General features: G+C 25.6%; 9 protein-coding genes and 1 pseudogene. 6 read left to right on the top strand and 4 right to left on the bottom strand.

Annotated elements, in window-relative coordinates:
* Window positions 1–753 precede the first annotated feature (753 nt).
* The 3 genes from AJ930_RS09095 to AJ930_RS10680 all read right to left on the bottom strand — a co-directional run bounded on the left by AJ930_RS09095 (window position 754) and on the right by AJ930_RS10680 (window position 2,396).
* Window positions 754–945, bottom strand: a complete 192-nt coding sequence (locus tag AJ930_RS09095; RefSeq protein WP_002881951.1) for a hypothetical protein — start codon at window positions 943–945, stop codon at window positions 754–756.
* A 147-nt stretch (window positions 946–1,092) separates the two neighbouring features.
* Window positions 1,093–1,497 carry a DinB/UmuC family translesion DNA polymerase gene (locus AJ930_RS10675; protein WP_250492793.1) on the bottom strand — a complete coding sequence of 135 codons (405 nt, stop codon included), beginning with the start codon at window positions 1,495–1,497 and terminating at the stop codon, window positions 1,093–1,095.
* A complete protein-coding gene (locus AJ930_RS10680) occupies window positions 1,497–2,396 on the bottom strand; it encodes a Y-family DNA polymerase (RefSeq protein WP_250540842.1) in 900 nt (299 codons plus the stop codon). The genes AJ930_RS10675 and AJ930_RS10680 overlap by 1 nt, the downstream gene beginning before the upstream one ends.
* A gap of 853 nt (window positions 2,397–3,249) precedes the next feature.
* On the opposite strand from AJ930_RS10680, the gene AJ930_RS10685 reads away from it, so the two are divergent.
* The 4 genes and pseudogenes from AJ930_RS10685 to AJ930_RS10775 all read left to right on the top strand — a co-directional run bounded on the left by AJ930_RS10685 (window position 3,250) and on the right by AJ930_RS10775 (window position 4,468).
* Complete coding sequence (locus tag AJ930_RS10685) at window positions 3,250–3,495, top strand: type II toxin-antitoxin system PemK/MazF family toxin (protein WP_261659532.1); 246 nt, start codon at window positions 3,250–3,252, stop codon at window positions 3,493–3,495.
* A 97-nt stretch (window positions 3,496–3,592) separates the two neighbouring features.
* Window positions 3,593–3,727 carry a helix-turn-helix transcriptional regulator gene (locus AJ930_RS09105; RefSeq protein ID WP_052950192.1) on the top strand — a complete coding sequence of 45 codons (135 nt, stop codon included), beginning with the start codon at window positions 3,593–3,595 and terminating at the stop codon, window positions 3,725–3,727.
* Between the two features lie 34 nt (window positions 3,728–3,761).
* The gene (locus tag AJ930_RS09110) at window positions 3,762–4,052 is read left to right on the top strand and encodes a recombinase (RefSeq protein ID WP_250482852.1); all 291 of its coding nucleotides are present in this window, start codon (window positions 3,762–3,764) and stop codon (window positions 4,050–4,052) included.
* Window positions 4,053–4,090: 38 nt separating this feature from the next.
* Window positions 4,091–4,468 (top strand): annotated as a pseudogene (locus AJ930_RS10775) (hypothetical protein).
* A 450-nt stretch (window positions 4,469–4,918) separates the two neighbouring features.
* On the opposite strand, the gene AJ930_RS09120 reads toward AJ930_RS10775, so the two are convergent.
* Window positions 4,919–5,386 carry a hypothetical protein gene (locus AJ930_RS09120; RefSeq protein ID WP_070210653.1) on the bottom strand — a complete coding sequence of 156 codons (468 nt, stop codon included), beginning with the start codon at window positions 5,384–5,386 and terminating at the stop codon, window positions 4,919–4,921.
* 539 nt (window positions 5,387–5,925) lie between these two features.
* On the opposite strand from AJ930_RS09120, the gene AJ930_RS09125 reads away from it, so the two are divergent.
* The gene (locus tag AJ930_RS09125; RefSeq protein WP_070210654.1) at window positions 5,926–6,240 is read left to right on the top strand and encodes a hypothetical protein; all 315 of its coding nucleotides are present in this window, start codon (window positions 5,926–5,928) and stop codon (window positions 6,238–6,240) included.
* Window positions 6,241–6,251: 11 nt separating this feature from the next.
* Window positions 6,252–6,395: a hypothetical protein gene (locus tag AJ930_RS10405; protein WP_002782730.1), complete on the top strand. Its 144-nt coding sequence runs from the start codon at window positions 6,252–6,254 to the stop codon at window positions 6,393–6,395.
* Window positions 6,396–6,654 lie beyond the last annotated feature (259 nt).

Raw genomic sequence — 6,654 nt, forward strand, 5'->3', positions numbered from 1 at the left:
GGTGATAAATGAGGGGATAAATGATGAAAATTATTCAATGAAATGTAGCGGATAAAGAAGGGGAATAAATGAGGTGATAAAGGGTGAGAAGAATACTTTTCTATTTCAGGGGCTAAAAATACTTTAGGTTAGGTACAAAAATGGCAATATTATTAACGAAATTAATGAATGTTAGGTATAAAAATTTTTTGGGTGTATTTTTTAAAAAAAAGACAAATCGCAATAAGCTATGTTATAAAGTCCCTAAAAATAGGCATTCTTTACTTTAGGGTAGGTATAAAAATGTCATTGCTTAAGGCTAGACTTTTTAATGCTTAATTAAAACTATTTTTGTCTTTTTGTGGGTTTGGATTTGGAGTATTTTTTAATTGAAAAATTTACAAAAATTTTAGAGTAAAGATAGGTAAAAAAATAAAAATAAAAATAAAAATAAAAAATGATAGATAAAAAAAACAAAAAAATAAATCAAAATAAATATAGTTTTGCTGTAATTTTCTCTTTGAATTTTTGCTCGTGAAAAGTACAAGATAATTTTTTTATTTTTTTAATCATATAAAAAACAATATTTTTTATATGAAAATTCACAGAAAAAAAGATAAAATTTTAATACTAATTTTAATTAATTTTATTTTAAGTCTAAAATATATAGAGATAAAAGTGGTATAAAAAATACACTATTAAAAAAATACTTATTTTTTTACTTGTTTTTAATTGATTTTTATATCTAAAATATTTTTTCTCATAAAAACATGATTACTCGTTTATATAGATAGACTTTTCAAGCTTTCTTTCCACTTCTTTTTTCTTTTTTTCAATTGCTTCATCAAATCCTTTAAGCACTGAAAATGGAGCAAACTGTGCCGCTCTTTTTTCTAATGGCATAAGAGGATATTTTGTAGATTTTTTGTATTTAATATTAATAATATCATCTTGGTTATTAGGCATTGTGTCCTCCTATTTGCGAATTAATTTTTAAGCCATTTTCAAGACTCGAGGCTTTAAAAATAGATTTTTTTCCATATTTGTGAACAATCGCGAGTCTAGCTTTTTGTAATTTCTCTTCTTTTATAAAATTTTTATTTTCCTTCTGTTCTAAGTCAGTAAAAAGACTGGGTTCTTTAATTTTTTTATCGTGTCATTTTTTACAACATTATTAAGAGTAAGACTTATTTTTCTAATTAAAAAATCAGCATTAACTATTAAATCAAACAATTCTAAACCTTTATTGCAAATAGTTTCCAAGGAAGAGCTGTGGTAATCCAAATTGATTGTTGAATGTGCATTTTTTGGAATAGATCTTCCATAGGAATCTTTGCTCATTGGACCATTGTAGCTTTGTACCTTTTCTAAGCTTTCTTTATCATATTGTACATCTAAAATGATTTGATTGCATGTTAAATTTTGCTCAATTAGCTCAAGAACCATATGATCGACGATTTCTTTAAGCATATCTCTAGCTTTTTTAAAACTATAAGGTTTAGGCAAAACCTTAGCCATTACCTTAGAGATATGTTTGCTTTTATATTCTTTAATAGCTTGTGCATTGTACAGCTTTCAAACCCCCAAGCATGATCGATTAATAACTCAGCATTTACTCCAAAAATTTGATAAAGTTTATCCTCGTTATTAAGAGAGTATCTTGCTAAATCTCCCATATTGTTAATGCCTATGCTTTTTAGTTTTGTTGCATATCCTTTGCCTATACGCCAAAAATCATTTATGGGCGTGTGTTGCCATAATTTTCTTCTATAAAGCATTTCATCCAAATACCCTATGCAAAGTCCATCTTTATTAATATTTTGTTTTTTGGCTAATATATCCATTGCAATTTTTGCTAAGTAAAGATTTGTTCCTATTCCCGCAGTTGCTGTTATTTGAGTTGTTTTTAAAATTTCAAATAATATGTTTTCAATGAGTTTGTCAGCAGATAGCTTATAATGTTTGATATAAGGAGTTAAATCAATAAATACTTCATCAATGGAGTAAATATGAATGTCTTTTGGATCAAAATACTTTAAATAAATACTGTAGATTTTAGAACTATAGTCTATATATGTTGACATCCTAGGTTTTGCGACAATGTAATCAAGCTCTAAATTGGGATTATTTATTAGTTCAAGATGATTGTATGATTTTGCACTGAAATATTTAGCAATTTTTAAGCGCTTGTAATTGATTGTTTTTACTTTTTGTATTAGTTCAAATAGTCTTAATCTGCCTGATATATTATAAGATCTTAATGCGGGAGATACCGCAAGACATATTGTTTTTTCAGTTCTACTTTCATCCGCAACTACAAGATTGGTATTTAGAGGATCTAATTTTCTTAAAATGCATTCAACAGAAGCATAAAATGACTTAAGATCTATAGCTGCATATTTTTGCGTATTATCCATATTTTCACATTTGTATATAATAATTATTTTTTAATTGTATAAAAAGAATTTTAATAGACTAAGATTGTTAATTTTTAGTTCTTGTTTTGGAATTAATCAATAAAACAATCAAGCTTGTAGATTTTTTCATCTAAAAATTTTATCAAAAACCATGCCTTGTTTAAAATTACATAGTATTAAAAGAGGTTATTCAATATTATGCTTTTATATATTTAAATCGAGCGAGCAAAGTATACGAAAAGATTTATATCAAGTTTAATTTTAAATGATAAAATTTAGGCTGAAATAATGATAAAGTTTTTTGAAAATGCTGATTGTAATAAAAAGTTACATTAATATAGGCAAATGAAATTTTCTGCTATTTTTTTTAATAATAATTGCTATTGATAAAATAAAAATCTGCCTTATTTTATACATGGAAAAATCTCAAAATCTTTATCACTTCTTTCATTTTTCGCTATTTAAAAAATGGAACTGTTATAATAAGGATCTTGCTTTTTATATAAATCATAAACCAAAATACCAATAAATTAAAAAAAGAAAGAGAAAATTAGTTGAAAAACAAATCTTTTAAAAAGACAGGAAAAACAATGAAAAAACTTAGAAAAATATAGAAAAGAAATATTTAAAGATAAAACTTCTGCTTACGGCATTACATAGCATTATGCCAAAAGATATAAAGGAATAAAACGAACGAAGTGCAATTTGACAGCTGGAACGAACGAAAAAAGAGCTTAAACAAAGTAAAATTAATCAGAAAAGTTAGTGTAAAAAAAAGATTTATTGGCTTAGCATTGGTTTAAATATCGGTGCTGAAGTTTAAGGTAAAAATGAGTTTTTTACGCGTCCTGTTTTGGTAATAAATAGTTTTTATAATGGCACATTTTTAGGCGCACCTTTAAGTTCTAAGACTAAAAACAAAAAAGGCTTTTTATTTCACAAATTTAAGGACAATAAAGGCACTTTACAAGTTGCACTTTTAGGACAAATGAGAGTTTTTGATACTAAAAGGATAAAAACTTACATAGGAAAAATCAATGACAAAGATTTTGAAATGCTTAAAAATAAAATAGTAGAAAATATAATAATCCTGCACTAAGACAGGGAAACTCAAAAAATGAGCCAAATCCTTTCATTTCTGAAAAGTAATGAAAAAATTATTACTAAAAAATATTAATCTAAAATAAAGGATTAGCATGACAGAAGAGAAAGAAAATATTATTAAAGAAGTTTGTAAAGAGTTAAACACTACTCAAACTGAATTAGGAAGACAATTAGATGTCTTTGCTTCTACAATAAATACTTGGGCTAGTGGTAAAATTCCAACTTAGTGGATTATATTCTTCTGAAGAAATGGGTGTTGGAATGACTGAAACTAGCAATATTGTTATCGATATTGAAGCTTACCAAAACAATACTCATGAAAACAAAAAGAAAGTTGATTTCTCACAAAACTTTTCACAATCAAACGCTACAACTTTTAGCGAAGATGAAAGACAAGTTTTGTTATCTTTGGGACTCGAAGTGAAAAATGAAGATGGTTATTATTGGATTGTAGGAAATACCTATGGTTTAAATGAAAAAATCAAGCAATTAGGTTATAGATTTCACTCTGAGAAAAAAACATGGTGGAAGCAAATTGGAAATGTAGCCTAAGAGCGCACATGAAAATATGTTATAATTTAGGAGTTAGTATGCAAGGATATGCCATGAAAAAAGAAATTACACTCAATGAGAGCTTTAAAGCATTATTGAAAAGTATTTTTTCAGATACTGATCAAGCTAAAAAGCTCATTCAAGCTTTTGAAGAATTTGCTAATGATAGAGCAACAACGCAAAGGCTTAATTTTGGGAATTTAAAGCAAGAAGCCATTGAGTAAATAAGAAATGAGTTGGTTAGCAAGGATTTATTCCAATCTGAGACTAAAGGACTTGAAGCTGAAATCAAACGAATGGAAAGTTCATTAAAACAGCAAGGAATCTATTGGCTAGGAGCTTGTGTTGTTAGCATTGCCACTATAATTTCAAGTGTTTGGGCAATAATGGACTTTATGGTAAAACATTTAAAATAATATTCTCACACTAGAAACAATCTAGTGTAACTTAACCCTAAGGTGGGATATTTTATCCCTTGACTTTTAGCATTTTTTTGTTATAAGATAAGGAGAAAAAAGAAGGATTTTTTCAAAAAAATAGTAATATTTACAAAAATACCCACAAAAGCAATCTTAATATTCATGGAATCTATTGGCATAGGATTGTTTATAAATAGTCTTTATGGTTTACAAACAGGCGATAGTAGAGCTTTTATTATTCTCATCGAAAGTTTGCTAATTTTAACGGTAGTTGCATTATCATCAATCTTTCTTAAAGATTGAACTTTTTTGAAAAAAAGGAGAAAAAATGGATGGTTATAATATAGCTATTTTAATTGGTGCTATCACTTTCGTTTTTGGTACATTGGTTTTAGTAGCTCATTATCTCAATGATAAACACACTAACGAAAGTGAAAACTAAAAACCTTATTGTCTTAGAAATGATTTAAAGATAGACAAAATTAAATCAAAAATTGTAGGCTGTAAAATAAACATTAAAGCAGCAAGAATAATTACATATGTTCTAACTTCTCTTTTAAAACTATCTAGTTTGTTTTCAAGCTTATCAAGTTTAGCACATACTGAATCTTCAGGCTTATCAAGTTTAGCACCTATTGAATATTCAAGCTTATCAACTGAATCTTCAAGCTTATCAAGTTTAGCACCTATTGAATATTCAAGCTTATCAAATCTAGTATTCAAAAGATCTATAGTTGGTAATTTAGAAATGGCTTCTTTAAATTCTCTAAAAGATTTGTCTTTTATTTCTTGAGAATTTATTTGACTTTCTTTAGCAAATTCGTTAAGAGCTTTAATGAAATTTTCTTCAGTTTGATCTTTAAAATAGATAGAAAATAAAGCTTTTACACCTTCTGAAATATAATAATTTTTCATATTTATACAACCTTTTTTTAATTATAACATAGCAAATTTAAAAATGCAGTTTTTATAAAAATAAATAGAAATTTGTTTTGATTATATTTTACTCAATATTTTTTATTACATCTATGGTTAGTGAATATAATTAATAATTTTTATAAGGGCGTTTTCTGCTTCTTTGTTTTTATTCTTCTTTTTAAAAGCTACATCACAACACTTTATACTCTAAGCTTTTTAAAAGTACTCAAATAAGATTATCATAATAAATAATAAAAAATCAATTTCTTATTATTTTCATTTTATTTTTTTTCTTTTTTGTTATAATTTATATGTTAAAATAACATATTACAAAGTAAACAATATGGATTTATCTCATTCATATTATTTTAGCTTTTGCAATAGCCGTAGCCATATTTGTTACATTTTATGACTTTGATAAAAAAGATCATCAACATAATATAAAAAAATAATATCCTTAATATTTATAAAAATTAAAAAAAGATTTTAAGTCATTCTAAAAATAAAAATTTATACTATTTTTTAAAGGATTTGCTATGCAAAAAAATATACAAGATTATATTATTGATGTTCATTCTTGTGATCCCCATTCATCAAATGCTTATAAACAAGATTTATTTGATGTAGAAAATGAAGTTTTTGCTAAAGATTGTGAGTTTATAGAAAAATGTGGTTTAGATGATATGGTAAAACACAAACAAAGTGATGAAGTTTTTAAAGTGTTTTATAAAAAAGATGATAAAATAAGATTGCTTAGAGTTAGTAATATGCAAGCTTTAAATCGTTTTGATAAACTTAAAGGTGCAATGACAAAAATAATTTTAGATAGTGGTTTTAAACCTGATAAATAAAAAGGATTAATATGTGTAAAGATCAAGAATATATAGAGCAAATGAAAACTTTATTATTAAAAGGTTTTAAAGATGCCAAAGATGATAAAGTGTATCAAAAAGAACAGCTTGAACTTGCAGAAGCAGGAATTAATGATGGCTTAGAGGAGGATTAATTATATAATTAGCCATATATTTATATTAGTTTTTTTAAAAAACCGTTTTTACTATTCTTTAATCTTTTATATTGTATTTTGATTGTCTTATTTATGTAATTTTATATATAAAAAAAGTTTTTTCCAATTTTACAACAAAACCCTTTATGGTATAATAAAAATAAAAATTATATAAGAAAGGATATAAATGGCTATAAAAATTGAAATTAGCGGATTTGATAAGGATTTTTTACCTGTTTTTGAGAGTTTAGCTAAAAGC

The organism is Campylobacter sp. BCW_6871, from assembly GCF_001762325.1.
GTDB lineage: Bacteria > Campylobacterota > Campylobacteria > Campylobacterales > Campylobacteraceae > Campylobacter_D > Campylobacter_D jejuni.